Origin of the sequence: Saccharopolyspora pogona (assembly GCF_014697215.1) — a bacterium.
Lineage (GTDB): Bacteria > Actinomycetota > Actinomycetes > Mycobacteriales > Pseudonocardiaceae > Saccharopolyspora > Saccharopolyspora hattusasensis.
On sequence record NZ_CP031142.1, the window covers coordinates 2093210 to 2119971 of the forward strand.

The 26762-nt window shown below is 65.1% G+C and carries 25 protein-coding genes and 3 pseudogenes; 12 read left to right on the top strand and 16 right to left on the bottom strand.

Features of this window, described 5'->3' with window-relative positions; all coding sequences use genetic code 11:
• The first annotated feature begins 30 nt into the window (after positions 1–30).
• From DL519_RS09470 to DL519_RS09485, 5 genes and pseudogenes are all read left to right on the top strand, one after another.
• Positions 31–1116, top strand: a complete 1086-nt coding sequence (locus DL519_RS09470; protein WP_223840239.1) for a site-specific integrase — start codon at positions 31–33, stop codon at positions 1114–1116.
• Positions 1113–1454 (top strand): hypothetical protein, encoded by a 342-nt coding sequence (locus DL519_RS09475; RefSeq protein ID WP_190813056.1) that lies wholly within the window; start codon positions 1113–1115, stop codon positions 1452–1454. The genes DL519_RS09470 and DL519_RS09475 overlap by 4 nt, the downstream gene beginning before the upstream one ends.
• Entirely contained in the window at positions 1451–3466 is a 2016-nt protein-coding gene (locus DL519_RS09480) for a tyrosine-type recombinase/integrase (RefSeq protein WP_223838625.1), read from the top strand. Before DL519_RS09475 ends, DL519_RS09480 begins: the two co-directional genes overlap by 4 nt.
• Positions 3456–3911, top strand: coding sequence for a DUF6262 family protein (locus DL519_RS45975; protein WP_223838635.1), 456 nt, complete (start codon positions 3456–3458; stop codon positions 3909–3911). Before DL519_RS09480 ends, DL519_RS45975 begins: the two co-directional genes overlap by 11 nt.
• Positions 3912–4009: 98 nt before the next feature.
• Positions 4010–4237 (top strand): annotated as a pseudogene (locus DL519_RS09485) (IS256 family transposase); the annotation flags it as partial.
• Between the two features lie 358 nt (positions 4238–4595).
• On the opposite strand, the gene DL519_RS09490 reads toward DL519_RS09485, so the two are convergent.
• The 10 genes from DL519_RS09490 to DL519_RS09535 all read right to left on the bottom strand — a co-directional run bounded on the left by DL519_RS09490 (position 4596) and on the right by DL519_RS09535 (position 14598).
• Positions 4596–5024, bottom strand: a complete 429-nt coding sequence (locus tag DL519_RS09490) for a hypothetical protein (protein WP_190814036.1) — start codon at positions 5022–5024, stop codon at positions 4596–4598.
• Positions 5002–5274: a 3-hydroxyacyl-CoA dehydrogenase NAD-binding domain-containing protein gene (locus DL519_RS09495; protein WP_263399800.1), complete on the bottom strand. Its 273-nt coding sequence runs from the start codon at positions 5272–5274 to the stop codon at positions 5002–5004. Before DL519_RS09495 ends, DL519_RS09490 begins: the two co-directional genes overlap by 23 nt.
• Before the next feature lie 154 nt (positions 5275–5428).
• Positions 5429–6604 carry an acyl-CoA dehydrogenase family protein gene (locus DL519_RS09500; protein ID WP_190814040.1) on the bottom strand — a complete coding sequence of 392 codons (1176 nt, stop codon included), beginning with the start codon at positions 6602–6604 and terminating at the stop codon, positions 5429–5431.
• Positions 6589–7416, bottom strand: coding sequence for an enoyl-CoA hydratase family protein (locus DL519_RS09505; protein ID WP_190814042.1), 828 nt, complete (start codon positions 7414–7416; stop codon positions 6589–6591). The genes DL519_RS09500 and DL519_RS09505 overlap by 16 nt, the downstream gene beginning before the upstream one ends.
• Positions 7413–8567 (bottom strand): acyl-CoA dehydrogenase family protein, encoded by a 1155-nt coding sequence (locus tag DL519_RS09510; protein WP_190814044.1) that lies wholly within the window; start codon positions 8565–8567, stop codon positions 7413–7415. The genes DL519_RS09505 and DL519_RS09510 overlap by 4 nt, the downstream gene beginning before the upstream one ends.
• Entirely contained in the window at positions 8564–10930 is a 2367-nt protein-coding gene (locus tag DL519_RS09515; RefSeq protein ID WP_190823875.1) for a bifunctional salicylyl-CoA 5-hydroxylase/oxidoreductase, read from the bottom strand. Before DL519_RS09515 ends, DL519_RS09510 begins: the two co-directional genes overlap by 4 nt.
• A 118-nt stretch (positions 10931–11048) precedes the next feature.
• A complete protein-coding gene (locus DL519_RS09520; protein WP_223838637.1) occupies positions 11049–11447 on the bottom strand; it encodes an acyl-CoA thioesterase in 399 nt (132 codons plus the stop codon).
• Between the two features lie 20 nt (positions 11448–11467).
• Positions 11468–13090 (bottom strand): AMP-binding protein, encoded by a 1623-nt coding sequence (locus tag DL519_RS09525; protein ID WP_190814048.1) that lies wholly within the window; start codon positions 13088–13090, stop codon positions 11468–11470.
• Between the two features lie 309 nt (positions 13091–13399).
• Positions 13400–13840: a RidA family protein gene (locus tag DL519_RS09530; RefSeq protein ID WP_190814050.1), complete on the bottom strand. Its 441-nt coding sequence runs from the start codon at positions 13838–13840 to the stop codon at positions 13400–13402.
• Positions 13837–14598, bottom strand: coding sequence for an SDR family NAD(P)-dependent oxidoreductase (locus tag DL519_RS09535; protein WP_223838639.1), 762 nt, complete (start codon positions 14596–14598; stop codon positions 13837–13839). Before DL519_RS09535 ends, DL519_RS09530 begins: the two co-directional genes overlap by 4 nt.
• Positions 14599–14665: 67 nt before the next feature.
• Here DL519_RS09535 and pcaF point away from each other — a divergent pair, with 67 nt between their 5' ends.
• The 5 genes from pcaF to DL519_RS09560 all read left to right on the top strand — a co-directional run bounded on the left by pcaF (position 14666) and on the right by DL519_RS09560 (position 19164).
• Complete coding sequence (gene pcaF / locus DL519_RS09540; RefSeq protein ID WP_190814053.1) at positions 14666–15865, top strand: 3-oxoadipyl-CoA thiolase; 1200 nt, start codon at positions 14666–14668, stop codon at positions 15863–15865.
• Positions 15865–16656, top strand: a complete 792-nt coding sequence (locus DL519_RS09545) for an enoyl-CoA hydratase/isomerase family protein (RefSeq protein WP_190814056.1) — start codon at positions 15865–15867, stop codon at positions 16654–16656. The genes pcaF and DL519_RS09545 overlap by 1 nt, the downstream gene beginning before the upstream one ends.
• 6 nt (positions 16657–16662) lie before the next feature.
• Positions 16663–17583: a 3-hydroxyacyl-CoA dehydrogenase family protein gene (locus DL519_RS09550; RefSeq protein ID WP_190814058.1), complete on the top strand. Its 921-nt coding sequence runs from the start codon at positions 16663–16665 to the stop codon at positions 17581–17583.
• A 205-nt stretch (positions 17584–17788) separates the two neighbouring features.
• On the top strand, positions 17789–18382 hold the full coding sequence (locus DL519_RS09555) for a zinc-binding dehydrogenase (protein WP_190814059.1): 594 nt from the start codon (positions 17789–17791) through the stop codon (positions 18380–18382).
• Positions 18355–19164, top strand: coding sequence for a PaaX family transcriptional regulator (locus tag DL519_RS09560; protein ID WP_223838641.1), 810 nt, complete (start codon positions 18355–18357; stop codon positions 19162–19164). The genes DL519_RS09555 and DL519_RS09560 overlap by 28 nt, the downstream gene beginning before the upstream one ends.
• Positions 19165–19389: 225 nt before the next feature.
• On the opposite strand, the gene DL519_RS09565 is transcribed toward DL519_RS09560, so the two are convergent.
• Positions 19390–22188, bottom strand: a complete 2799-nt coding sequence (locus DL519_RS09565; protein ID WP_190814061.1) for an FAD-binding and (Fe-S)-binding domain-containing protein — start codon at positions 22186–22188, stop codon at positions 19390–19392.
• Positions 22189–22301: 113 nt separating this feature from the next.
• Between DL519_RS09565 and DL519_RS09570 the strand changes: the two genes are divergently transcribed.
• Positions 22302–22958: a GntR family transcriptional regulator gene (locus DL519_RS09570; RefSeq protein WP_223838643.1), complete on the top strand. Its 657-nt coding sequence runs from the start codon at positions 22302–22304 to the stop codon at positions 22956–22958.
• Between the two features lie 174 nt (positions 22959–23132).
• On the opposite strand, the gene DL519_RS09575 is transcribed toward DL519_RS09570, so the two are convergent.
• From DL519_RS09575 to DL519_RS49785, 3 genes and pseudogenes are all read right to left on the bottom strand, one after another.
• On the bottom strand, positions 23133–24005 hold the full coding sequence (locus tag DL519_RS09575; RefSeq protein ID WP_190814065.1) for a PaaX family transcriptional regulator: 873 nt from the start codon (positions 24003–24005) through the stop codon (positions 23133–23135).
• Between the two features lie 189 nt (positions 24006–24194).
• Positions 24195–24359: a hypothetical protein gene (locus tag DL519_RS09580; protein ID WP_263399851.1), complete on the bottom strand. Its 165-nt coding sequence runs from the start codon at positions 24357–24359 to the stop codon at positions 24195–24197.
• 21 nt (positions 24360–24380) lie between these two features.
• A pseudogene (locus DL519_RS49785) lies at positions 24381–24428 on the bottom strand (hypothetical protein); the annotation flags it as partial.
• Between DL519_RS49785 and DL519_RS09585 the strand changes: the two are divergent.
• Positions 24429–24521: pseudogene (locus DL519_RS09585) on the top strand (transposase); the annotation flags it as partial.
• A gap of 275 nt (positions 24522–24796) precedes the next feature.
• Here DL519_RS09585 and DL519_RS49790 read toward each other — a convergent pair.
• Together DL519_RS49790 and DL519_RS09595 are read right to left on the bottom strand one after the other, a co-directional pair.
• Positions 24797–24916 carry a hypothetical protein gene (locus DL519_RS49790; protein WP_397545042.1) on the bottom strand — a complete coding sequence of 40 codons (120 nt, stop codon included), beginning with the start codon at positions 24914–24916 and terminating at the stop codon, positions 24797–24799.
• 308 nt (positions 24917–25224) lie between these two features.
• Positions 25225–26757, bottom strand: coding sequence for an ABC transporter ATP-binding protein (locus DL519_RS09595; protein ID WP_190814067.1), 1533 nt, complete (start codon positions 26755–26757; stop codon positions 25225–25227).
• Positions 26758–26762: the final 5 nt, after the last annotated feature.

The window sequence follows — 26762 nt, forward strand, 5'->3', positions numbered from 1 at the left end:
GAGGAGCAGGTGCAGGTGCAACGGGTGGCGATGCCCGCCTCGCGGGTGCCGTCGTGGACGGTCCTGGGCGATGACGACGCCCCGGTCGAGCCGATCGAGCGTTATCTGGCCTATCTGACCGATATCGAGCGGTCACCGAACACGGTCAAGGCGTATGCGCATGATTTGAAGGACTACTGGGTCTTCCTGGAGCATCGGGGCCTGGACTGGCGGGAGGTGCGCCTGGAGGACATTGGTGAGTACGTCGCCTGGCTGCGGCTGCCGCCGACCGGCCGTGATGGCCAGGTGGCCGTGCTGCCCTCGCTCCAGCCGCATGTGGCTGGGTCCACGATCAACCGGAAGCTTTCGGCGCTGGCGGCGTTTTATGCGTATCAGGCGCGGCATGGCGTGGATGTCGGTGAGCTGTTGACCACGTGGCAGGTGCCCGGTCGGCGGGGCGGGTGGAAGCCGTTTTTGCACCACATCAGCAAGGACAAACCCCAACCGAGCCGGATGATCACGGTGAAAGCACCGAAGAAGCTGCCCCGGATCCTGACAGTCACTGAGATGCAGTCCATTGTGGATGCTTGTGACCGGCTGCGAGATCGCTTCCTTTGGTCCTTGTTGTGGGATTCCGGCTGCCGGATCGGGGAGGCGTTGGGCCTGCGGCATGCCGATATCGCCGCCGCGGAACGGGAGATCGTGATCGTGCCCCGGGTCAACGACAACGGCGCCCGATCCAAATCACGCGAGCAACGCGCCGTCCCGGTCTCCACGGAGCTGATCCGGCTGTGGGGTGACTATCTGCACGGCGAATACGGCGATGTGGACTCGGACTACGTGTTCGTGAACCTTTTCGCCGAACCACGGGGGCAGGCGTTGTCCTACCCGGCGGTCTACGAGCTGGTGAAACGGCTGCGGCGACGCACCGGGATCGACTTCGATCCGCACTGGTGCCGGCATTCGGCGGCGACCAGGATGCTGCGGGACGGCGTGCCCATCGAGGTCGTGTCCAAGGTCTTGGGCCATTCCTCGGTGACCACCACGATGTCCGTTTACGGGCATTTGACCGCCGAGGACGCGCGGCGGGCGTTGGAGAACGCAGGTTGGTTCACCGGGCGTGAGGTGAGCTGGTGAGCCTGTTCGAGATCACCCACGCCCAGCGCGCAGGATGGCAGCGCCGCGCAGCTGGCGAACTGGCCGCGATCCTGGATGCCCACCCACATCTGCCGATCATCGCGTGGACGCTGGCGCCCTCCGGCAGCCTCGTGGTGGGGCAGGTGAACGGACCCGCGCCAGCTGAGCAGCTCCGCGCGACATTCGAGCATTGGCGGTCCGCCCTGCGGCTTGCCGAGCCCCACGAGGTCACCTTCAGCGGCGGATCGGTGTTGCTGACCACGCAGGCGGCGTTCAACCATGTCCGGATCAAGCTGACCGCCACCCTTCCGCCCGACGCGCGGCAGGTGACGCCATGAATCGCGAAATTGCCAAGGCGCAGCGGCAAGCCACGGCCTCTCCCGGGCTGCTGGAGAAGTTGATGGCCGCGGTGCGCCCGGAGTTCCGCAGCGACCTTGTCGTTTTCGATCCTCGCGATCCGGTGTTCGGTGGTCCGGCATGCGCAGTGCCCGGATGCGTCCGGACAGCGCGCAGCCAGGGATTGTGTCCCGGGCATCATCAGCGGTGGTGGCGCAGGGAGGGCAAGCCCGATCTCGCGCGGTTCATCGCCACCACAGACCAGCAGGTCGCCGGCCCGTTGAGCGACAGTCCCACCAGCAGTGTGGTGCCCGCCTGCGAATGCAAGGTCAGCCTTGCCGCGCTGGCCCCGCAGCTGAAGCTGGAGGTGCAGTATGTGCTGCAATGCCGCCGCGACGAGCGGCTGGTCCGGACCCAGGTCACCACGGTCGCTCGCATGGTGCGGCTGTTGGCGGGCCTGCCGGTCGCCTCGCTGCTGGACTGGGACGAGGAGACCTTACGGACCGCGTTTGGTCGCCCGGCGCCGAAGGACGCGGGACCGCGGACCCTGGTTATCTACGGGGTGCGCAAGCTGGAGGATCTAGCCGAGGACCACGGATGGGACACCGAGTATCGGCGGGATGTGTGGCGGTTGCGGCGCCTCGGGCGGCCCACCGGAGGCGGGTCTCCCGCTCGCCTGCGATTCAATGCCATTGCCCAGCCGTGGTTGAAGGAGTTAGCCAAGCGGTGGGTGCGGTGGCGGTTGAGTACAGGACTGGGCAGCACCGCCGCGGCCCGGTGTGTCACCGCGATCACGCGGTTCGCACAATTCCTTGCCACCCACGAGATCGGCATTGACAGCCTGGCCAGCGTGGATCGACCGGTCCTGGAGCGGTACCTGGCCGACCTGCACGTCGAGTTCACCGGCCGACCGGCGCATCGCACCCACGTCGGGCTGCTCAACCAGTTCTTCAACGCGATCCGCCAGCACAGCTGGGACTCCTCGCTGCCGACGACCGCGACATTTTATCCCGAGGACTACCCGAAACACGGCGAACAACTGCCTCGCGCGGTAGCCGAGTACGTGATGGTCCAGGTAGAACATCCGTCCAATTTGGACCAGTGGGACCACCCGGCCTACCGGCTGGTCACGCTCATCCTGATCCGCTGTGGCTTGCGCGTCTCCGACGCGCTCAAGCTGCCGTTTGACTGTGTCGTCCTAGATGCCGAGGGCGCACCCTATCTGCGCTACCACAATCACAAGATGAACCGGGAGGCACTGGTCCCGATCGATGAACAACTCCAGCAGTCGATCAGCGAGCAGCAGCAACACGTCCTGGGCCGCTGGACCGACGGTGTCCCGGTGCTCTTCCCCCGCCCCCTGACCAATCCGGACGGCTCCAAGCCTGTCAACAGCGCCACCTACCGGCAGGCCCTGCACCGATGGCTGCAACGCTGCGACATCCGCGACGAACACGGCCGCCCGGTGCATCTCACTCCCCACCAGTGGCGGCACTCGCTGGGCACCAGATTGATCAACCGGGACGTGCCGCAGGAAGTGGTCCGCCGCATCCTCGATCACGACTCGCACCTCATGACAGGCCACTACGCCCGGCTGTCGGACACGACGATCCGCCGGCATTGGGAAGCCGCACGCAAGGTCAACGCCAACGGCGAGACGGTGACCCTGGACCCCGACGGGCCGCTGGCCGAGGCGTCCTGGGCCAAGCAGCGGATCTCCCGCGCCACCCAGGCTTTGCCCAACGGCTACTGCAGTCTGCCGCTGATCAAGACCTGCCCGCATGCCAACTCGTGCCTAACCTGTCCGATGTTCATCACTACCACCGAGTTCCTCCCCCAGCACCGGCACCACCAGCAGCAGGTGTTGCAGATCATCACCGCGGCCGAGGCGCGGGGCCAGACCCGCATGGTGGAGATGAATCGCCAGGTCGCCGACAACCTCGCAAAGATCATCACAACCCTCGAGAACGGCGAAGCCAACACCAGCAGGGAGACGTCAGCCGATGCGTCCTGACAACACCGCCCCGATCATCGCCGCGGCCCAGCGACGCCGCGAATTGACCCGAGCGAAGGCCCTCCAGGCACTGCGCGAACTCGACCGCACCGGCGCGCCGATCACTTTCCAGTCAGTGGCCGCAGCAGCTGAGGTGTCCCGGTCCTGGCTCTATGCCCAACCCGACATCCGGGCCGAAATCCAACGCCTACGGGAGGCAACCCGGCGCGCTCCCGCAGCGCCGATTCCTGCAAGTCAGCGCACCTCGGAGGAATCTGCCCTGGCACGACTGGACATCGCCCTCAAACGAAACCGCGAACTCGCCGAAGAAAACCAACGGCTTCGCCGACAACTCGCCCGTGCACTCGGTGAGCACCGCCGATCACCCCATTCGCGAGACCCCGGCGATTCACCCCCACCTCCAGCCAAACCGCATCGCACTTCAGTAACGATCGGACCCTGCTGAACCCACCCCGACAACCGCCGGCGGTTGCGTCGACAACACCATCTACGACGCAACCGCCCAGGCCAAAGCAATGATCATCCGCCGAACTCAAGATAACAATGGAATCCACGTTCGCGACCGTGCGGCACCGCAGCAAAGTCACCAAGGGACCAGGCTCTCGCGCGGCCGGGCTGGCGATGGCCTTCAAGCTGATCGAGTCAGCGCAGACACGCTGGCGCGCGGTCAACGCACCCCAACTCGTCGCGCTCGTGCGCGCAGGAGCACGCTTCGAGGGCGGCAAACTCGTCGAACGCCCCGACGACCACGCCCCACCCACCGCCGCCTAAACAATCTTGATCCACAGGTATTGACAATTCCTCGGTGCTGGCGACCAGCCGGCAGTCCCTGGGGCTGCTGGGCGCGCATGCCTTCCCCGTTGCCGCGCTGCCAGTGCCTGAGCCGGAGGAGGTGTCCTCCTCGCCGGGCTCGATTGCCCACTACGAATCGGTGCGCTTGTTCGTCGAACGCGCCACAGCGGTCAACCCTCAATTCGCCATCACCAGCGATAACTGCCAGACCGTCGCCCGGATTTGCCACAGCCTCGACGGTATTCCGCTGGCCCTCGAACTGGCTGCTGTGCGAATGCGGGCACTCAGCCTGGAACAGATCATGCAAGGGCTGACCAAGCCCTCCCGGCTGCTGGCCTCACAAGGCATCCGCGGCAGTCCCGATCGCCAGCGCACGCTGACATCGCTGATCGACTGGAGTTACGACCTGTGTACCGAGCAGGAGCGCACGGTCTGGGCACGTGCGGCGGTGTTCGTGGGAAGCTCCGATCTCGCCGCAGCCGAACACGTCGTCAGCGGGAACGGCATCGACCGCGACGACATGCTCGACATCGTGGCGGCGTTGGTAGACAAATCGATTTTCCTCCGCGAGAACCACGTTGGTGCGCGCTTCCGCTTGCTGCAGATCACCCGGGAATACGGTGAGCAGCGCCTGACCGAGGCGGGAGATCTCGACCGAGTGCGGCGGCGTCACCGCGACTGGTACGCGCGCCTGGCTGCCCGGTTCAACACCGAGTGGATCGGGCCGTATCAGGCGGAGTGGATCAACAGGCTGCGCACCGAACACCCAAACCTGCGAGTCGCGCTGGACTACTGTGCCTCCCAGCCCAGTGAAGCACCGGCGGGATTGCGCATGGCCACCGCGCTCGACGACTACTGGGAATCACCTGAGCGCTGTCGATCTTGCCTCGCTGCGCTGCGCGCTCGAGCGACGCTTCGATGCGCTTGCTGCCGGCGAGGGCTCCTTCGCGCGTCTCCTCGACGACAACGACGTTCTTGCCCGCTCGGGCGCAGACTTCAGCGATACCCGCGCCCATGAGTCCGCATCCCACGACGCCGACGAGACTGATCTTGCTCACTGCTTCCTCCTGCGAACGAGTGCTTCACAGCCTCGTCGTTGGTACTGGCTCGGGCGCCGCGGTTGGGATCATGGACGCCACGCCCGAGTCAGAGATCTATGGGTGGCCCGGGCTACCGGAACGCCGCGATCCCGGTGAGAGCCCGACCGATGCTCAGAGCATGCATCTCTTCGGTGCCCTCGTACGTCGAGACCGTTTCAAGGTTGTTCATGTGACGCATCACGGTGTGGTCGAGGGTGATACCTGCGGCGCCCAGCATGCCGCGGGCAGTCCGAGCCACCTCCAAAGCGACCTTGACGTTCGCCAACTTGCCGTGGCTGACGTGCTCAGGCGTGATCCGGTGCTGGTCCTTCAATCGGCCCAGCTGGATGGCGGTGAGGCTCGCGTTCGTCACTGCGATGGACATGTCGGCGAGCTTGCGCTGGGTCAGCTGGAAGGAAGCGAGAGGCTTACCGAACTGGGTTCGGACGAGCGTGTACTCGAGTGCCTCCTCCAGGCACGCCCTGGCAGCGCCCACCGCGCCCCACAGGATGCCGTAGCGGGCTTCGTTGAGGCAGGAGAGAGGGCCCTTGAGCCCGCGTACCTCGGGGAAGACTGCGGAGCCGGGGAGGCGGACGTCGTCGAGGACCAGCTCGGCTGTGACCGATGCGCGCAGCGAGAGCTTCCGGTGGATCTCGTGTGCAGAGAATCCACGGGTGTCGGTCGGTACTGCGAAGCCTCGGATTCCGTCGTCGGTCTGGGCCCAGACGACAGCGACTTGCGCGAAGGTGCCGTTGGTGATCCACATCTTCGACCCATTGAGGATCCAGTCATCGCCGTCTCGACGCGCGTGGGTGCGCATCGACCCCGGGTCGCTTCCCGCGTCAGCCTCCGTGAGACCGAAGCACCCGATCGCTTCGCCGGCTGCCATTCGTGGGAGCCACTCCTGGCGGTGCTCCTCGGTTCCCCATCGGTGGATAGCGAACATGGCGAGCGATCCCTGGACAGAGACGAGGCTGCGAAGGCCCGAGTCGATCGCCTCGAGCTCGCGGCAGGCAACGCCGTAGGCCGTTGCCGTTGTACCGGCACAGCCATAGCCCTCGAGGTGCATTCCGAGGACACCGAGCTTGCCGAGGCCGGTCGAGATCTCGATCGGGATGGTTCCGCTCTCGTACCACTCGGCGACGTGCGGGGCGAGCTCGGCGTTCGCGTACGAACGAACAGCCTCGCCAATCGCCCGGTCCTCTTCATCGAGCAGAGCGTCGGTTTCAAGGAAGTCGGTGCGGTTCAATCTTACTGTCCCTTCCATTCCGGCTTGCGGCCGGCGTTGAACGCGGCGTGGAACTCCGCGTGGTCCTCGGTGGTCATCAGGAGTGCCTGGGTCATGGCGTCGAGCTCCATCGAGGCCGACATGGACATGTCGAGCTCTCGGGTGAGCAGCGACTTCGTTTGCGAGAGCGCGAGTGTCGGTCCCGACGCAATGCGGTTGGCCAGGGCCGCTACGGCCTCGTCCAGGTCGGCGTCGTCGACGAGCTGGGAAACGAGGCCGTAGCGATCAGCCGTCTCTGCGTCGATCGTGTCGCCGAGCATGAGCAGAGAGGTGGCGCGGCTGAGTCCAACGACCCGGGGCAGTAGGTAGGCGGCGCCCATGTCGCCGCCGGACAGGCCGACCTTGGTGAAGAGGAACGCGAAGCGACCCTTGCGGCCAACGACGCGGAAGTCAGATGCGAGCGCAACGACCGATCCTGCGCCGGCAGCGATGCCCTGGATCTTCGTGATTATCGGGATCGGGCACTCGCGCATGGCACGGATGACATCGCCGGTCATCTTCGTGAACTTCATGAGCTCAGCCGGCTTCATCTTGATCAGTTCGCCGATGATCTCGTTGACGTCCCCACCACCGCAGAATCCCTTGCCTTCGCCTTGGATCACGAGGACTCGGATGCCCTCGTGGTGAGGAAGCTCGGCGAGAAGGTCGCGCAGGTCTGCGTACGACTCGAAGGTCAGGGGGTTGAGCTTTTCGGGCCGGTTGAGGGTGACCGTCGCGACTGGGCCCTCGACAGCGAAGTCGAAGTGGTCCCACTGCTTGGTCAGTGCGGCAGAGGCGCGGAACCGGTTCATGTGGCATTCACCCTTTCCTTGAAGAGCTCCCTGGCGATGATCGAGCGTTGGACCTCTGAGGCGCCTTCGTAGATCCGAGGCGCGCGTACGTCGCGGTAGAGGTGTTCGAGCCGGTGTCCACGCTCGAGAGCCACGGCACCGTGGAACTGGATGCTCTGGTCGACGACCGCCTGGGCTGTCTCAGTTGCATAGAGCTTGGCCATGGCGGCGGACTTCGTGATCTCGGCACGAGTCGCACCAGCGTCGTAGGTGCGAGCAGCGTTGTGGACCAAGAGCCTCGACGCCTGTACGCGAGTTGCCAGGTCGGCCAAGGTGTGGGCGATGGCCTGCTGGTCAGCAAGCAGGCGTCCGTATGCCTTGCGGTTGGAGACGTGGTCGAGTGCCATGTCGAGCGCGGCCTGCGCCATGCCGACCGCGAAGGCACCGACGCTGGGCCGGAACAGGTCGAGAGTTCGCATCGCGACCTTGAAGCCGGCGTTGATCTCACCGAGGACATCGGTGCGTTCTACCCGCACGCCATCGAACTTCAGACGCCCGATGGGGTGGGGCGAGAGCAGGTCGAGGTGGTCGCCGCTGAGTCCGTTGCTGTTCCCGGCGACCGCGAAGGCGGTCACTCCACGAGCGCCGGCATCCTCTGTCGTGCGCGCGAACACGGTGTAGACATCTGCCTCGGGGGCGTTCGAGATCCAGATCTTCTCGCCCGTCAGCCGCCAGCCGTCACCGTCTTCGGTGGCACGTAGCTCCAGGGCGGCTGCGTCCGATCCGGCGTTCGGCTCGGTCAGGGCGAACGCCGCGATCGTCGTTCCGGCTACTACTCCAGGCATCCAGCGTTCGATCGTCTCGGGCGACCCGGACTGCAGGATCGGGTAGCTGCCGAGTCCCTGGAGGGCTAGCGCAGTCTCGGCCTCGGCAGAGATCTCGGCGATGGTCTCGCGGAGTAGGCACAGCTGCAGGGCCGCGGCGTCGCTGGGCACTTCATCCGGTGAACCACCGAACAGGCTCCGCAACAGCCCGGTCCGGCCCATCTCCTCGAGGAGCGGGCGATTGACCCGACCTTCGACCCCGGTGTGGGCAAGTTCCAGGAGCTGTTGCTCTGTCACTGTGCGCACGTTGGCGATGAACTGCTGCTCGTCGGTGCTCAGCCCGCTCATCGCGCTTCAACCTCAGGAGTCCAGCGCGCGTGGCGAGTCGCCGTCTCGCCGTGACGGATGAGTTCCAGGCGTGGCTTAGGCCCGTCGTTCCGCCCGGTCTGCGGCTTCCAGCTACCGCCCTTCCACGGGTCGGGCCAGGTGGCTCCATCGCCGACATACCCTTGGTCTGCGGCCGCGTGCAGGGTCCAGCTGGGGTCGTAGAGGTGGACGCGAGCGAGCGCGCAGAGGTCTGCCCGACCCGCGAGCAGGATCGAGTTGACGTCGTCGTAGGACGAGATCGCACCCACGGCCACCGTCGGGATGTCGACGTTGTTGCGGATCTTGTCGGCGAAGGGCGTCTGGTACGAGCGTCCGTACGCGGGCTTCTCTGCCGACGTCACCTGGCCTGTCGAGACGTCGATGGCGGCTGCGCCGGCTGCTTTGAACGCCTTGGCGATGTCAACGGCGTCGTCGCCAGTGATGCCTCCGTCGCACCAGTCTGTCGCCGAGATACGGACCGTGAGCGGCTTGTGGCTCGCGAGTACGGCCCGCATCTCGGCGAACACCTCGAGGGGGAACCTCAGCCGGTTCTCGAGACTGCCTCCGTACTCGTCGGTGCGCTGGTTCGTCAGCGGCGAGATGAAGGAGGAGAGCAGGTAGCCATGTGCGCAGTGGAGTTCGACGAGGTCGAAGCTGGCGGCGTCTGCACGTCGGGCTGCCTCGACGAAGTCCGCCTTGATGGCATTCAAGTCTTCGACGGTGAGCTCGCGCGGGACCTGGTTGATCCCTGGCTTGTACGGGAGCGGCGAGGGACCGACGACTTCCCAGTTGTCGGAGTCGAGCGGAAGGTCGATGCCTTCCCACATCTTCCTGGTCGAGCCCTTCCGACCGGAGTGGCCGATCTGGATTCCCATCTTGGCGTTGCTCCACCCATGCACGAACTCGGTGAGCTTCGCGAAGGCATCCTTCTGGTCGTCGTTCCACAGGCCCATGCAGCCTGGCGTGATCCGACCTTCCGGGGATACGCAAACCATCTCGGTCATGACGAGACCGGCGCCGCCGACGGCTTTCCCGCCAAGGTGCACGTAGTGGAACATGTTCGGCACTCCGTCGATGGCGCTGTACATGTCCATCGGAGAGACGACGATGCGGTTGACCAGGTCGAGTTCGCCGATGCGGTAGGGCTGGAACATCGGCGGCGCCGTGACATCCGCGCCGGCACCTTGCTGCTTGGCGAACCAGGTGTTGATCCGCTCGACGAACTCGGGGTCGCGCAGTTTGAGGTTGTCGTAGGTGACGCGCCGGCTGCGCGTCATGATGTTGAACGCGAACTGGAGAGGGTCCTGGTCGACGTACTGGCCCAGGTTCTCGAACCATTCGAGACTCGCCTGTGCGGCGCGCTGGGTCGACAGGACCACGGCCTTGCGTTCGGTCTGGTACTCCTCAAGTGCCGCGTCGACCGAGTTGTGCTCGTAGAGGCACGCGGCGAGGGCGAGAGCGTCCTCCATTGCGAGCTTCGTCCCGGAACCGATCGAGAAGTGGGCAGTGTGGGCCGCGTCGCCGAGGATGACGATGTTGTCGTGTCGCCAGTTCTCGTTTCTGACCGTGTTGAAGTTGAGCCACTTGGAGTTGTTGGCCATCACTTCGTGTCCGTCGAGCACGTCGGCGAAGATCTCGCGGACCTTCGCAATCGATCGTTCGTCGGACTCGCCGGGCCGGAACTCGGTCTCCGCGAATTCGTCGAAGCCGGCGGCGCGCCAGACATCCTCGTTCATCTCGACGATGAAGGTACTGCCCTTGGCATCGAACGGGTACCCGTGCACCTGCATCACGCCGTGCGGGGTTTCCTTGATGTAGAACTTGAATGCCTCGAAGACCTTGTCGGTGCCAAGCCACATGTACTTGCATGCCCTCTGCTCGAGGGTCGGCTTGAACGAGTCCGCGTACCGCCGACGGACCGCCGAGTTCAGTCCGTCTGAGGCGATGACAAGTTCGTACTCCGCCGCGAGCTGCTCGACGTCGGGCGCGTCCTGCTGGAAGAAGACCTCGACACCGAGCTCGTAGCAGCGGGCCTGGAGGATCTGAAGAAGGCGCTTGCGGCTGAGGGCAGCGAAGCCATGGCCGCCGCTGGTGTGCACCTCGCCCTTGAAGTGGACATCGATGTCGTCCCAGCGGGCGAACTCGCGCTCCATCTGCTGGTAGATCTGCGGGTCAGCGTGCTCGATGCCGCCGAGGGTCTCGTCGGAGAAGACGACACCGAATCCGAACGTGTCGTCGGCCGCGTTCCGCTCCCAGACGGTGATCTCGTGCCCAGGGTCGAGCTGCTTCGCAAGAGCTGCGAAGTACAGGCCGCCCGGCCCGCCACCGATCACAGCGATCCGCATGGTGAGTTCCTCCTGCATGAGGCGTGTCGTGGACAGATACAGAGTATGTTGCATGCTCGACGCTCGTCAAATTTGCGTTACATTGACTTCTTGACGAACGTCATGCATTGAGTGCGTCCTATGTACCGGGTTCGGCTGACGGCATGAGAGCCGCCCTCACGGCGTCGGGCCACGGGGTGGCTTTCCCTGCCGCTGGGTCGATGTGGACCGCGGTCATCGACCCGTCAGCGGCGAGTTCGCCCGCGCGGCGAACCTCGAATCGAAGCGTGATGGATGCTCTTCCGAGCTTCGCGATTTCGATACGGACATCGACCTTGTCGCGGAACCACAGGCGTGCACGATGGTTCACCTCGAGATGGACCCGAGGTATGACTCCGAACATGTCCGTGAGACCCACCTGCTCGTAGAGCTCTGCCTCAGCTGCTTCGATCCATCGAAGGATCGTGGAGTGGTGGTAGTGGCCCGCAGCATCGGTGTCCGGCCATTCCACACGCCGCTCGATCTGCGCGCTCAGCACGGAATCGCCTCCGCTGGCGGTCATGCGAGGTCCTCGTAGAAGTCCCTCAACTTGAAGCGCTGGAGCTTGCCGTTCGTGGTCTTCGGCAATTCGGTCACGAACGCGATTCGTCGGGGGTACTTGTAGGGCGCGATCGTCTCCTTGACGAAGTCCTGGAGCTCCTTCGTCATGGCATCAGACGGTTCCGCGCCCGGGCGCAGGACGATGACTGCGGTGACTACCTGGCCGCGATCGTCGTCAGGCGTGCCGATCACACCGCACTCGACTACGTCAGGGTGAGTCACGAGCGCTTCTTCTACCTCGGCGCCGGCGATGTTGTAGCCCGAGGAAACGATCATGTCGTCGCGGCGGCCCTGGTACCAGAAGTATCCGTCTGCATCCCGGATGAACGTGTCACCCGTGATGTTCCAGCCGTTCTCCACGTACTTTGCCTGCCTGTCATCTGCGAGGTATCGGCAACCGGTCGGCCCCTTGACCGCCAGCCGGCCGGGCACGCCGTCTAGTGCCGGGTTTCCCTCCTCGTCGAGTACGTCGACGACGTAGCCGGGGACCGGGAGCCCCGTAGCGCCCGGGCGGATGTTCTCGCCGGCCGCGGAAACGAAGATGTGAAGCATCTCAGTCGCGCCGATTCCGTTGATAAGCTCGAGCCCGGTCGCTTCTTTGACCTGACGCCAAGTGGACTCCGGGAGATGCTCGCCCGCAGAGACCGCCCGGCGAAGCGAGGCGAGCTGTCCGACCTTTCCGCACGCGATCATGGCCTTGTAGGCGGTCGGTGCGGTGAAGCAGACCGAGACCTCGTGGTTGGCGATGTGGTCGGCCAGCTCTTCCGGCGTCGCTCGCTCGAGCAGCAGACTTGCGGCTCCGGCTCGGAGCGGGAAGATGACGAGGCCGCCCAGTCCGAATGTGAAGGCCAGCGGCGGGGTACCGACGAAGACGTCGTTCTCGGTCGGCTTCACAACCTGGGCTGAGAACGTGTCCGCGATCGCGAGGACATCGCGGTGGAAGTGCACCGTCGACTTGGGCCGACCGGTGGTACCTGAGGTGAATGCCAGCAGCGCGACGTCGTCCGCTGCGGTTTGCACCGCCTCGAACTCAGGGGTGACGTTCTTGATCGCCTCGGTCAGACCGCCGTCGCCGCCGTACTCAACAAACTCACGGAGCTTGGGGCTCGCGGGCATCTGGAGCTCGCCGAGGAACCGGTAGTCGCAGAGCGCGAAGTCGACCTTGCTGATCTCCGCGATGGTCGCCAGTTCACCCGCGCGCAGCATCGTCATGGTGGTGACCACGACGCCGCCCGCCTTGATGACACCGAGCCAGCATGCGACGAGCCGCGGGCTGTTCGGGCCACGGAGCAGAACCCGGTTGCCCGGAACAATCCCGTAGGTCTCGGTAAGGACCCTCGCGATCTTGTTCGACGTGTCCCGCAGTTGGCCATAGGTCCAGGTCTCACCGCCCGGCGCGAGGAGGCAGCGGCGGTCGTCGCCCAATCGGGACGCGACCGCGTCGACGAGCTCGACGGCACAGTTCAGGCGTACCGGATAGTTCAGCTCGGGCGCGTCGAGGAGGAAGTCTGGCCACTGGCTCTCAGGCGGCAGGTTCCGGCGACAGAAGTCGTCGACGTGGGCGGAGGGCGACAGCGGCATTTCAACCTCCAGTTGGTCGTACACACTAAACGTATGACTGGTCTGTCACGAGCGTCAATAGAACGCAATAGTAATTCAGAGAACGAAAGAGCGCGGCGACCAACGCGGGGCTGGGGCTTCTCACCGGGGCGCGCGCCACTTGCGAATAGGGGGTGCGCAGTTGGCGATAGGCCGGCTCGAACGAAGGAAGTCTTTTCGGGCACATGAAAGGGAGCACGACAGGATCTATCGAGCCAGCAAGCTCAGCGCGCCGACGTTCACCGATGCGGTTGCTTCGACTGGCGCGCAGCTTGTCGCTGGTCTCGGAGCTCAGACATGCGGGTGTGTGCGACCTTCGCCGAGTGTCGAGGCGACCGGCGGGAGCGATGCGAGGCCTTGGACTTCGACCAGCGCCTCGGCGTCCCACAGTCGGCTGACCCCGATTCCGGCCATCGCCGGATAGTTGTCGCCGATGAGCCGGCGCCAGACCGCACCGATCGCGCGTGAGTTCTTGCGATAGTCGGCCATGTCGACGATGTAGATCGTCAGGCTGGCAAGGTGGTCAGGGGTGCCGCCAGCGGCAGCCAGTGCGACGAGCAGGTTCCCGAGGGCCTTCTCGAACTGTTCCACGACGTCGTCGCCGACGATCACCCCGGATGCGTCGAGGGCGGTCTGCCCGGCAAGGAACACGGTTCGGCCGGTACCTACGGTTGCGTGCGAGAAGCCGCTGGGAACTCCGAGTTCTGGTGGGTTGATGTACTCGAGGCTCATGACTGGAGTCCTCCCCCGTCGACGTTGATTCCCTGCCCGTTGATTGCGCCGTTCGCGACGCAGGCCCAGACAGCGTCTGCGACCTCGTCAGCGGTCACCAGGCGACCGTTGGCCTGTTTCGCCTCGAGGGCTGACCTGGCGTCGTCCGCGGTTCTGCCGGTCTTGGACACGATTTCAGACACGGTTTGAGCGGTCATCGGCGTGTCGACGTAGCCCGGGCATACCGCGTTCACGGTCACGCCCGTCTTGGCAAGCTCAGCAGCCGCTGACCGCACGACCCCGAGGATTCCGTGCTTGCTTGCCGTGTAGGCGGAGATGTATGGCTCGCCCTGCTTAGCGGCAACCGAAGCGACGACCACGATCCGGCCTCGTTTCGCTGCGACCATGTTCGGGACAGCTCGGCGGATGCAACGGAACGGCGCTGTGAGGTTCAGGTCGAGCATCGAGGCCCACTGCGCGTCTGTTGTCTTGTGGATGGGCGCCGCGAAGCCAGACCCAGCGTTCGCTACTAAGACCTCGGCAGCGCCCCAGGCGTCCTCGACCGAGTCAAACAGGATCTCGATCGCTTCGGCCGACGTGATGTCGGCTGGGATGACCATCGTTTCGCCCTGGCACAGATCTGCTGTCTCCAGGAGTTCGGATTCGTTGCGCGAGGTCAGGACGAGCTTGTAACCCTCGCAGCTCAACCGCACGGCCACTGCACGTCCGATACCTCGGCCGGCGCCGGTGACAATCGCGATGGGATCAATGTCGTCCACCACTCAACCTTGCCACGGACTGATGACGCCCGTCAAGATTGCGTTATGTATGGTCTTGGAGGCTCTGATGCCTGACGCTTATCTGGTATCCGGAACGAGAACCCCGATCGGGCGGCACGGCGGTGCGCTCGCCAACGTGCGCACCGACGACTTGGCCGCTCATGTGCTGGTCGAGCTTGTGCGCCGGAATCCGTCTGTGGACTGGGAACACCTCGATGACGTGCTGATCGGGTGCGCCAACCAGGCCGGTGAGGACAACCGCAATGTGGGCAGGATGGCTGTCCTGCTTGCAGGCCTGCCAGTTAGTACTCCTGGCGTGACGGTCAACCGCCTTTGTGGCTCTGGCCTGGATGCGGTCCTGCAGGGCGCGAGGGCCATTCAGAGCAATCAGGCTGACCTGGTTATCGCGGGCGGGGTGGAGAGCATGACGCGAGCGCCGTTTGCGATGGCGAAGGCAGATGTGCCGTGGTCACGAAACGCGGAGGTTCATGACACGACCATCGGCTGGCGTTTCGTGAACAGCCGGATGGCCGAGATGTTCGGAACTGACTCGATGCCCGAGACAGCGCAGAACGTCGCCGAGGCGTACGACATAGCCAGGGAGGATCAGGATGCGTTCGCTCTGCGGTCTCAAGAGCGTGCCGCTCGTGCCGTAGAGTCCGGACGCTTTGATTCGGAAATCGCTCCCGTCGAAGTTCCGGCCAAGCGCGGTCCGTCAACCGTGGTCTCGCTCGACGAACACCCGCGGGCGACGTCGATGGAGGCGTTGGGCAACCTGAAGGCGATCGTTCCGGGCGGGAACATCACTGCGGGCAACTCGGCGGGCGTGAATGACGGTTCGGCGGCGGTTCTGCTTGCATCCGAGCGGTCGGTGGAGCGGTTCGGTCTTGAGCCGCTCGCGAAGGTCACCTCGGGCACTGTCGTCGGTGTCGAACCAACTCTGATGGGAATCGGGCCGCTGCCTGCGACGGAGCGTCTCTTATCGCGTACGAACCTTCGCATCAGTGACATTGACATCTTCGAGCTCAACGAGGCGTTCGCTGCCCAGACGCTAGCTGTGAGCCGGGGGCTCGGTCTGCCGGACGACGCAGAGCACGTGAACCCCAACGGAGGGGCCATCGCTCTTGGCCATCCGTTGGGCGCCTCGGGGGCTCGTCTGGCTCTGACTGCAGCGTTGGAGTTGCGCTACCGGGACGCGAAGCGTGCGTTGGTGTCCATGTGCGTTGGTGTTGGCCAGGGCATTTCCGTTCTTCTTGAGGAGGCGTGATGGCGGAGAAGACGACAGAGTTCGACACGGTCGCAGTCGTTCGTGACGGCGACATCGCTACGGTCACTATCAATCGGCCGGATATCAGGAACGCTCTCGGCTTGGAAGTGCAGGCTGACTTGAGGAGCACTCTCGAGCTCGTCGGTGGTGACGACGACGTGCGGGCGGTCATCTTCACCGGTGCCGGTGACCGAGCTTTCGCGGCTGGCGCCGACATCAACCGTCTTCGGGACTACGACCGTCAGACCGCGCTACGGTCCAACCTCCAGCGGCTGTTCGACGACATCGAGACGCTCGAGAAGCCGACCATCGCGGCCGTGAACGGCTTTGCCCTCGGCGGCGGATGTGAACTGGCCATGGCTTGCGACATTCGTGTTGCGTCCGAGACTGCCCGGTTCGGGCTTCCGGAGACCGCGCTTGGGATTGTTCCTGGCGCTGGGGGAACTCAACGGTTGACCAGACTGGTCGGGGTGGGTGTCAGCCTGGACCTGATCCTCACCGGTCGTTTGCTCACCGCCCTCGAGGCGCTTCAGTTCGGCCTGATCTCGCGGGTGACCGACCCCGGTTCGCTGATGAGCGAATGCCGCGAAGTCGCGGCGGCGATTCTTGCTCGCGGTCCGCTTGCAGTTCGCTTGGCGAAACTGGTCGTTCGAAGTGGTTCAGACACCGACATGCGCAGTGCACAAGTGATTGAGCGGCTGGCACAGGCCGTGCTGTACGAGACAACAGATAAGGCCGAGGGCGTCGAGGCGTTCCTTGAGAAGCGGCCTGCGAAGTTCGAGGGAAGGTAGATCGAGATGGAGTACTTCGGCTGGGACAGCCCGAACGACCTTGCGACTATCAAACGGCTTCTTGTTGTGGGAGCTGGTGCGATGGGCTCACAGATCGCGCTCGTGTGCGCTCGGGCGGGCTACGAAGTCCTGTGCCAGGACATTGCTGAGAGCTCTCTAGAACGCGCTTGGAAAGACTTGCAGTCGCGGTCCGCGCGTGACGTGGCCAAGGGGCGGCGCGATGCAGGCCAGGAAGCCGCTGCGTTCAGCCGGCTCGTCTTTGGCACGGACCTCGATGCTCTCGCGCGCGACGTCGATCTGGTCATTGAGGCTGCTGTCGAAAACGTGGACCTGAAGCGTCAGATCTTCGCCCAGCTCGACGAAGTCGCCCCGAAGCACGCCATTTTCGCGACGAACTCTTCGAGCTTCATTCCCTCGAAGCTCGCAGATGCGACGAGCCGCCCCGACCTGTTCTGCAACATTCACTTCTTCAACCCTGCGTTGGTGATGAAGTGCGTCGAAATCGTCGCGGGCCCTGAGACGTCGGCCGAGACGATTGAGTTGGCGAAGGCGTTCGTTGTGCGGATCGGTAAGGAACCCGTTGTGCTCAAGAAGGAGATCCCAGGGTTCATCGCGAACAGGATCCTGAACGCGGTGCGCGACGAGGCCGTGTTCTTGTACGAGAACGGCGTCGCGTCGGTGGACTCGATCGACTCCGCGTGTAGGACGGCTCTGGGGTACCCGATGGGCCCGTTCGAGCTCATGGACCTGACCGGCATCGACATCGGCTACTTCACGAAGAAGGCACGTTTCGCGGAGACGAACGACCCGAAGGACGCACCGTCGAAGTCGGTCACTGAGCTCGTTGAGCGTGGAGACCTGGGCCGGAAGACCGGGCGCGGCTGGTACGAGTATGCGGAGGACGGGACTCGTCTCGGCCCCGCCTAGGTCGTGACGATGTTGTGCAGGTCGAGTCGATGCGTGCGCTGACGGTCGCGACTCACGGTGACCCGAGGGAGGTACTGAAGTCGGAGACGTGTCCGCGCCCGGAACCCAGCCCGGCAGCTCCTCGTCAGGGGCGCCGCATCGGCGGCGAACTCCCTGACGTCCTTCTCTGCCGCGGCACGTACCAGGTGCGGGCCGGACCTGGTACGTGCCCGGAATCGAGACCACCGGGGAGGTCGTTGGTGTCGGCGACTGTGATGAGGAGCGGTGGCTGGGCACGCACATCCTCGGGCCTACCCGCCTCCCCAACGGCGGGTTCGGGGAGTACGCGATCGTGCGGGCGGCAGAGGCGTTCGAGATACCCGAGCAGCTGGCCCGCGAAGAAGCTGCGGCGCTGTTCATCGGGTATCAGACTGCTTGGCTTGCGCTGCATCGACGGGCCCATGTGCGGGCTGGCGAAACCGTCGTCATACACGCTGCTGCCGGCGGCTTCGGAAGCGCCTTCATCGAGGTCGCACCGGCTACCGGCGCTAACGTCATTGCGGTCGTTCGAGGGAGTTCAAAGGCAGAGTATGTCCGCACCATGGGCGCATCGGCAGTCGTTGATCGACTCGCCGAGGACGTTCAACAGACCGTCCTGAGGCGCTGCGAGAACTGGCAGGAGGTCGTCAGCATGGTCGTATTGTTGCTCTCGTCGGATGAGCTGGTTTCAGTCGCTGGTGAGCACTACGACTGGGTGCGATCCGACTGTGTAGGAAGCGCTACGCTCGTCCCGTGTTCGATATTGCGCCTCGTCGCCTGATTTTGACCTTGTACGGTCTCTACGCCCGCGACGAGCACAACTGGCTATCGGTGAGTGCGGTCGTGCGTCTGATGTCTGACCTCGGCGTCGACTCGGCCGGCGTGCGTTCTTCGATTTCCCGGCTCAAGCGGCGCGGTGTCTTGGAGTCCATGAAGGTGGACGCTTCGGCTGGGTACTCCCTATCGGCGAGTGCTCTTGAGGTCTTGCGCGAAGGCGACGTCCGCATCTTCGGCACCAAGAGGGCGACCGAGTCGGACGGACTAATCATCGTGGTGTTCTCGGTGCCTGAGTCGGAGAGGGACCGTCGGCACAAGCTCCGGACGCTGCTGTCCGGGTCGGGCTTCGGCACGGTGTCGCCGGGAGTTTGGGTTGCTCCTAGCGTCGTGTTCCAGGAGACGATCAACATGCTCACCACGCGCGGGCTCAGTCCTTATGTGGATGTGTTTCGGGCCTCGTATGAGCACTTCAGCGTTCTCGAGGAGCGTGTCCGGGAGTGGTGGGATCTCGAGGCGATGAACACCGAGTACTCCACGTTCATCGACAACTTCGGGGGTGTTAAGGCGGAGTGGCGCAAGTCGTCGAAGTCAGCGCAGCGTGCTTTCGAGGTCTATGTGCCGTTGTTGACCGAATGGCGCCGGCTTCCGTACCTGGACCCGGGGCTGCCTGCCTCGGTGCTTCCTAAGGACTGGAGCGGGACCAAGGCGACCGAGTTGTTCGCAGACCTCGATGCTCTCCTTCGACAGCCCGCCCGTTCACACGCTCTGGAAGTCATCCACACATAGCCCGGGTTTGGAATCGGTCGCACGGCGTGCGCAGCCTCGTGACCAGCTCCATCGCGACGCTGAGCACCGAGGTGGGCATCGCCCGGTCTTACGCTCGGTGCTGAAGGTTGACTCCGCAGAGCACTGACTCTCTCGGCGGGTTTCGTCGTGTTCGTCGGGCGCGACCCGGGAGACTCACGGCATGTCCACCGCGCAACTGACGGCGTCAGTAGCGCGGCGAGGGCGTCACGGCTCCTCGCTCAGTCGTGTGACAGCGTCGAGAAGCTCGAGGATGTGTTGATAGGGGTGACCAGTCGCGCGAGTCATCCCGAGTTCACACGTGCGATTGCACGAGGCGTGCGCGGCTCCACCTAAGTTTTTCACCTCTCGCGCCTCGGGTGTCGTGGCGGCGGCGGTCAGCTCTGGATGGAGCATTCCCCTGTCGCCGGCAAAAGCGCAGCAACCCCAATCCACCGGAACGTGCACGTCTTCGGCAACCGACCGCGCGATTTGGATGAGGGCGTCGTCGACGCCGAGTTGTGCGGAGGAGCAGGTGGGGTGAAGCACGAGGCTTGGGATCTTGTGGTGAGCCGGCAAGAGATCCAGGACTTTCTCGGCCACGAATGCCACAGCGTCTTGGACCTGAACGCCCGGGATATCGTGCAGCAGCTTCGTGAAACCCTCGGTGCAGCTCGTCGCGTCGCTGATGACCCGGAAGTGCCCAGCTCGCCTCACCACTCGAAGCACTCGGGTACGCATCTCGTCATACCCGCGCGAGAATCCCTTTGACGACCAAGGCGTACCGCAGCACAAGGAGTCGATCTCCTCCGGCACGGCCAAGCGGAGCCCGACGCGCTCACAGAGACGCTCCAGGCTGACCTGCACGCCGTCGCCGACGGCGCCGAACATCGATCCGACACAAGCCGGGAGGTAGAGCGCGTCCGCATCCTCGACGGTGGGTCGTGCACGCCGTTGTCCGCCCGCTGGCAGATCCGGGGCCCAGCGCGGGACGACCTCGGTCCCAAGGACGGTGCGACCGACGTCGGTGGCACTGGTCACCAGCTTGGACGGAGACAGTGCGGCGAGGCTGAGCGCCACCGAGCCGGCGCGGGTCGCACTCGACCAGTGCTTCGCAGCGGCAGTCCACACCGCTGTCTCGGCGCGGCCGTGGACGTCACGCCGGAGGCGCTTCACCAGGTCACCTGTGTTGATCTGGACCGGGCACGCCGTCCGGCACATCCCGTCTGCAGCGCAAGTGTCGACCCCGTCGTAGCCGTACGCCTGCTCGAGCTCGGCCACCAGTGCCTCGTCGCCCTGACGACGGGCTGACTCGACCGCTCGCCGTGCGACGATGCGCTGACGCGGCGTGAGTGTGAGGTCCTTGCTCGGGCAGACAGGCTCACAGAACCCGCACTCGACGCACCTGTCGACCTCCTCCTCGACCTTCGGGTGGAGCTTGAGGTGCTGGATGTGCACCGTTGGGTCGTCGTTGAGCACGACGCCCGGGTTGAGCAGACCATCCGGATCAACAAGACGCTTCGTCTCTAGCATCACGTCGTAGAGCTCGTCGCCGTACTGTCGACGGACGTACGGCGCCATCACGCGACCCGTGCCGTGCTCGGCCTTCAGCGATCCGCCATGGCCGAGGACCACGTCGACCATCGCCTCGGTGAACAGGTGATACCGCTCGAGCTGCTCCTCGGACTCGAAGCGGTCCGTCAGCATGAAGTGGACGTTGCCGTCCTTGGCGTGCCCGAAGATGACGCTGTCGCGGTAGTCGTAGACGTTGAACAGGTCGCGGAGACTCTCGCAAGTGTCGGCGAGCCTGTCTACCGGCACCACGATGTCCTCGAGCAGAGCCGTGGTCCCGCTGGGTCGAGCACCGGCGACGGCGGCATACAGACCCTTGCGGAGCTTCCAGAGCTTCGCCCGCCCTCGAGGGTCCTGATCCAGCCGCACGCGGGTGCTGACCGGCAGCTGCGCGAGCACAGAGCCGGCCGCATCGACAAGGTCGGCCAGCTGCTCGGCAGTATCGGCCTGGTACTCCACCAGAAGCGCAGCCTGCTCCGTCACCGCGAGTGCCGCGACCTGAGCCGGGACATCCGCGGCGGGCCCAAGTGACTGCCCGACCCGAAGGGACGTCGCGTCCAGCAGCTCGATCGTCGCGGCGTCGGTTGCGACGAGGGAAGGCAGGGCGTAATTGGCTTCCGCGAGTGTGTCGAACACCGCGAAACCGGTCGCGACGTGCTTGCGCAACGGAACGGTACGGAAGGTCGCCTCGGCCACGAATGCCAACGTCCCTTCGCTCCCGATCGTCAGGTGGGCGAGGATCTCGCACGCCGTGTCGAAGTCGACGTAGGAGTTCACGCCGTATCCCATGGTGTTCTTCATGGCGAACTGCCGCTCTACCGTGGCCAGCGACCGAGGGTTCCCGCGTACTCGATCCCGCAGCCGAAGCAGCCCCTCGTGCAGCTCCGGCTGGGCGGCACGCAGCCGCTCGTCGGCATCGGGAGCTCCCGTGTCGACCACCGTGCCCGACGGCAGCACCAGGACGAGCGACTCGACGGTGCGGTAGCAATTTTCCACGGTTCCGCACGCCATTCCGCTGGAGTTGTTGGCGACGACGCCGCCGACCGTGCAGGCCGCCTCGCTCGCGGGATCGGGTCCGAGCCTCCGTCCGTACGGCGCTAGACGCGCGTTGACCTGCCGCAGCGTCAGGCCGGGCTGGACACGGACGCGCCGGCCATCGTCAAGCACCTCGAGGTCTCGGAAGCCGGCCCGGACATCAACGAGCACCCCGTCGGTGACGCCCTGCCCTGACAGGCTCGTACCGCCTGCCCGGAACGTCAACGGGACACGGAGGCCAGCCGTCGCCCGCATCAACCGACCCACACCTTCGGCATCCCGAGCGACCACGACGGCCTCGGGAGTCAGCAGGAAGTGGGAGGCATCCGCTGCATGCACGTGACGGTCTAGGTCGCGGGAGCGGACGTCCGCGACGTCACCGACCGCCGCCCGGAGGGCGTTGACGAGTGCCGTAGTCATCGAACACCCGGACCCACATATGAAACCATGGCCTGATTGTCTAGCAAGTGTGCTGCGTAGACAAGCCCCGAATGGACAGCTAGCCTGTCACCGTGAGTGCTCGTGTGAAGCCCGTGTCGGTGGTGGACGCCATCGCCCGCGACCTCCGGCGTGCCGTTCTCAGCGGGGAGCTCGCGGCTGGCACCCCGCTGACCGAGTGGGAGGTGGCGAAGCGCTACGAGGTGGCGCGACCCACGGGGAAGGCTGCGGTCGAGCAGCTGGTCTATGACAGGTTGCTCGTCCGGGACAACCATCGTTCGGCGCGCGTCGTGACGCTCGGGGCAGATGACGTCCGGGACATCTACCGCACCCGCGCCCACCTCGAGAGCGAAGTGGTGCGCCGGCTAGCGCGCGCACACACCGACGTGCCGGCGGCCCGCGCGGCGAACGCAGAGATCTCCGCCTTGACGGACGACTCCGCTCTGGAGGTGGTGGGTCCCGACATGCGCTTCCACACCGCTCTGGTCGATGCACTCGGCAGCCCGCGGATCAGCCGTATGTACGGCTCGCTCGTCACCGAGGTGACTCTGTGCATGACGCAGGTGCAGGGTCGGCACCTCTTGGAGACGACGCTCATCACAGCCGAGCACGAGCAGTTGCTGAACCTCATCGCAGCAGGAGAGGAATCGAGAGCGGTCGCCGTGCTTGAGCTGCACCTGGTGCGTGCGCGCGAGCGCCTCGTCGGTGCGATTGGCGGTGTGGCACAGTCAGAGGCCGTAGCCCGCCCCTGACCGTGCCGGAGCGCGACGCACGTCTGCCGGGTCGCCGGTAGTTGCGCGGCAGTGGCGCTCAGCTTGTCGGCACGCGCACGATGAGGGCGTCGCCCTGACCTCATGGTCATGTGTATCGCCTATCAGTCGCTTCGAGGTCCCCGCCGGAGAGAATGTGAAGCCCGAGGGCGTGGGTCAGATGCTGCGGACCAGTTCGCGGGTAAAGCGCGCAGCCGGCTCGGCGAGCAGACGGTGCAGCTCCCCGAAAAGACGCTCGGCCGCGAGACCCGGCCAGTCCGGCGGGAGGCACTCAGGCGGCAGACCAGGGTCGACGTACGGCAGTCGCCGCCAGGCGGTCACGGCGTCGATGTAGTCGGCGAACGCCTCCGCACACGCCCGCTCCTCAGGCGTCACTGGTCGCCACCTCTCAAGGAGGGGGCGGAAGATGGCTTCGAACTGTCGATAGCGGGTCGCCAGGTCGTTCAGATCCCACCAAGCACCGACCTTCTCCGCGAGATCGCCCTGCGCGAGGCTGTGGGCGGAGAAGAACTCCACCAGATGGTCGAGCCCATCACGCTCCAACTCCCGTCGCGCGCCCTCGTAGACCTGGCCCGGCGCGATCCATAGTGCCGCGCTGACAGTGCCGAAGCCACGTCGGGTCAAGATTTTGCGGATTTGGTAGCGCAGGTTCCGGTGGGACTCGGGAACTGAAAAGGTGGCGAGCACCCACGGGTCCTCGGGTCGAGCGCGACGCGGCGTGAAGATGCGCTCGTCGCCCTCGCGGAAGGTCTCCTCAAGCTCGGGGTTGAGCACGTAGATCGAGGACCCCCCACGCTTGTCACTTACCAGGACATGGCGGCGCTTCAATCGCGATAGCGCGGTGCGCGCGGCTGGCTCCTCGACCCCGAGTAGTCCAAGGAGCCGGACAATCGTGGCGACCGTCAGCGGCTGGGGGCGTCCGTAGAGCGCGATGACGCTGGTGACGAGCTGCTGGGTGCGGCGAGAACCTTGCGTAGGATCGCCAGGGTCATGCGGACGCGCTCCATCAACGTCGTGGCCAGCGCTCATGCGTTCCCCTCGGACCATTCCAGTGCCCTACGACCCTTCCGCGCCTCAGCCCCACTCAGGCACCCACTCGCGCCTTACCCTATAGCCGATCGACCCACGCCTCCGGCAGGGGAAGGGCTGCGGCGCCGTCCGCACCGGCTTGGTCGCCGTCGCCGTCGACGTGGACAACCACTTGACATCCTCTCCGTCCTAAAGGACGGAGATTCCCTCCACGCTGCGCATGGACCGCGCGGCGTCCGGGTGGGTTACCGCTTCCCTGCGCGCCGCCGGGACGAGTCCTGGTCTTACGTGCGCTCCACGGTCGTTTCCGTTGTCCGCCCGCCCGGCGGCCAACACGTTCTTCGCTGCGTTCACGTCCCGGTCGTGGTGACTGCCGCACGGGCAGTCCCACGATCGGACGGTGAGGGCCATCGAGCCAGCAAACTCTGGTCGGGCTCGTACTTCGCAGGCTCCGTCGGCGGGGCACCGCTAAGCGTCGTGAAGCAGTACATAGAACAGCAGAACCGTCCGGCTTAAGGCACTGCTCGGGCCTTTCACGGCCCTCCCAGCGCGAGCCTTCACCCCCGCCCTGAAGGGCGGAACACTGGCCCGCATTCCGGTAGCGGCCGCGGGCGGCACGACACCGCGCGCCCTCGGTGCTCTTCCCCCCATACCTCGAACGCAAAAGTGAGCGAGCTCGTCCCGACCCGCTCCACGACCAGCTCCGTGGCCACCTGGCTCCGAGCAGCCGGGCCAACACGTCGCGACCGCCATCGGTGGTCAGGTCGAGCAATATGTTCCGTTTCTGCGGTTCAGCCCGTGGGTAGTAGGCGCTGAGTCCCCTGCATGAAAGGGCGGGCCCCAACTGCGAGTCTCGTCGCCTCGGGCGTGCCTTCGACCTTTGTGACCACGGCCCCGTGGTCGGCGAGCATCTGCGCGCACAGTGGCCCGGCCAGCACTCGGGAGAGGTCGAGAACCTCTCCGCTGTTCACGACGCTCCCGACGCAGCCAAGACGAGCCAGAGCCCCGTCTGGGCACCGACGTTCCCGTGGCCGAGCCGCCACGGCCAACCCTCACCGAGCTTCTTCCGCCGGCCCCAAGCCGCGTGGTCGCCGCGCAGGCCGCGGCGCGCACCAGCGCGGCCGCCGGCGCCCCTTCGAGCGGTCGACGCCACGACTCCTGAGTCCTTGGCAGTAGCCGTCCGTGGCTACCGATCTCAGGGTTGTGTTCGTTCGACGGGTCACTCACGATGGAGCCCACTCATGAGTCGGCCGATTGAACCGCGGTCGGCGTGAGCACGATCAATCTCGCCGGCGATCTCGCCGTTGTAGAAAACAGCAATACGGTCACTGAGTGCCAACAGCTCCTCGAGTTCGTTGGATACGAGGAGGATTGCGGTACCTGACTCGGCACTGCGCAGGATCTGTTTCCGAATGGTCTCGATCGCCCCTACGTCCAAGCCGGTCGTCGGGTTCACGATCAGGGCGACGTCGCGCGGGAGGGTCAGCTCACGACCCAGCAGCAACTTCTGGAGGTTCCCACCGCTGAGGTCCGCCACCCTGGTTGCGGGCCGACAGTTGCGAACGTCGTAGTCCGAGATGAGCCTATCTGCCAGACGCGAGAAGTACCCCGTATTGACGATGAGGCCCCCGGCCCTCCGCGCCTCGGGTTCGTCAATATGCCGCAGGCCGATATTCCAGGCGGCATCGCCATCGAGGATGAGGCCCTCGCGGCGCGGGTTAGCGGGAACGTGGCTGACCCGCCGCAGGCCTCCGCCGCCAGATGATCCGGCTCCCGCGAACTCGACGTCTCCGCGCTCCCAGGGGCGCAGCCCCGCGAGGCATTCGACCAGCTCGTGCTGTCCGCTTCCATCGACTCCTGCAACGCCCAGGATCTCGCCTTGTCTCAGGCTCAGCCCCACTCCCTTGAGCGCCCACGCTCCCCGATCCCCCTTCGCCCACAGATCTGAGACTCGCAGGACCTCCGTCGGACGAACGGTATTGGTCGTTCGCAACGCGGGGTGGATGTCGCGGCCCACCATGAGCGCCGCAAGACTCTCGTCGTCGAGCTCATTCACGTTGGCAGCGGCGACGACACGACCTCCGCGCATCACCGTTACCTTGTCGCAGAGCTCTAGGACCTCGCGAACCTTGTGACTGATGAAGACGATGGCAAGACCCGCAGCCTTCAGCTTACAGAGTACGTCGAAGAATGACTTCGTCTCTTCGGGAGACAGAACAGACGTCGGCTCATCAAGAACGAGGAGCTTTGAGTGGCGATAGAGCGCCGACAGGATTGCGACCCGTTGTTTCTCCGAGGGAGACAAGTCTCGGCCGCGTCTGCTCGTCCAGTTCACGCCTGTGTCGGACGCCCTGCCCATCGAGATTCCGAACTCGTCCGCGACAGCCGCGATCTCCTGCGCCAACTGGTCGCGCGAACTGTGTCCCAGACCCTTCCTGCTACCCAGCGCGACGTTCTCCGCGACGGTGAAGGTGTCGACCAGCATGAATGTTTGGTGCACCATCGCCACCCCGCCCTCGAGTGCCTCGAGCGGATCTGCCCAGTCGCAGGTGTCGCCCTCGACCAAGACGTGCCCCTCGTCCTGCCTGTACAGGCCTGACGCGATGTTCATCAGTGTGGTCTTGCCCGCACCGTTCTCGCCAATCAGGGCATGAATCTCGCCGGGCATAACGGCGAAGTCAACATGCTCGTTGGCGAACCGGCCTCCGAACTGCTTTGAAATTCCGCGCATTTCCAAGGTGGCGACAGTCATGATGG

Coding starts and splice junctions, on each gene's coding strand:
- DL519_RS09470 (WP_223840239.1), top strand. CDS start 31: ATGCCCGCCTCGCGGGTGCCGTCGTGGACGGTCCTGGGCGATGACGAC.
- DL519_RS09480 (WP_223838625.1), top strand. CDS start 1,451: ATGAATCGCGAAATTGCCAAGGCGCAGCGGCAAGCCACGGCCTCTCCC.
- DL519_RS45975 (WP_223838635.1), top strand. CDS start 3,456: ATGCGTCCTGACAACACCGCCCCGATCATCGCCGCGGCCCAGCGACGC.
- DL519_RS09495 (WP_263399800.1), bottom strand. CDS start 5,274: ATGGGCGCGGGTATCGCTGAAGTCTGCGCCCGAGCGGGCAAGAACGTC.
- DL519_RS09500 (WP_190814040.1), bottom strand. CDS start 6,604: ATGGAAGGGACAGTAAGATTGAACCGCACCGACTTCCTTGAAACCGAC.
- DL519_RS09505 (WP_190814042.1), bottom strand. CDS start 7,416: ATGAACCGGTTCCGCGCCTCTGCCGCACTGACCAAGCAGTGGGACCAC.
- DL519_RS09510 (WP_190814044.1), bottom strand. CDS start 8,567: ATGAGCGGGCTGAGCACCGACGAGCAGCAGTTCATCGCCAACGTGCGC.
- DL519_RS09515 (WP_190823875.1), bottom strand. CDS start 10,930: ATGCGGATCGCTGTGATCGGTGGCGGGCCGGGCGGCCTGTACTTCGCA.
- DL519_RS09525 (WP_190814048.1), bottom strand. CDS start 13,090: ATGCCGCTGTCGCCCTCCGCCCACGTCGACGACTTCTGTCGCCGGAAC.
- DL519_RS09530 (WP_190814050.1), bottom strand. CDS start 13,840: ATGAGCCTCGAGTACATCAACCCACCAGAACTCGGAGTTCCCAGCGGC.
- pcaF (WP_190814053.1), top strand. CDS start 14,666: ATGCCTGACGCTTATCTGGTATCCGGAACGAGAACCCCGATCGGGCGG.
- DL519_RS09545 (WP_190814056.1), top strand. CDS start 15,865: ATGGCGGAGAAGACGACAGAGTTCGACACGGTCGCAGTCGTTCGTGAC.
- DL519_RS09550 (WP_190814058.1), top strand. CDS start 16,663: ATGGAGTACTTCGGCTGGGACAGCCCGAACGACCTTGCGACTATCAAA.
- DL519_RS09565 (WP_190814061.1), bottom strand. CDS start 22,188: ATGACTACGGCACTCGTCAACGCCCTCCGGGCGGCGGTCGGTGACGTC.
- DL519_RS09575 (WP_190814065.1), bottom strand. CDS start 24,005: ATGAGCGCTGGCCACGACGTTGATGGAGCGCGTCCGCATGACCCTGGC.
- DL519_RS49790 (WP_397545042.1), bottom strand. CDS start 24,916: ATGCTCGCCGACCACGGGGCCGTGGTCACAAAGGTCGAAGGCACGCCC.
- DL519_RS09595 (WP_190814067.1), bottom strand. CDS start 26,757: ATGACTGTCGCCACCTTGGAAATGCGCGGAATTTCAAAGCAGTTCGGA.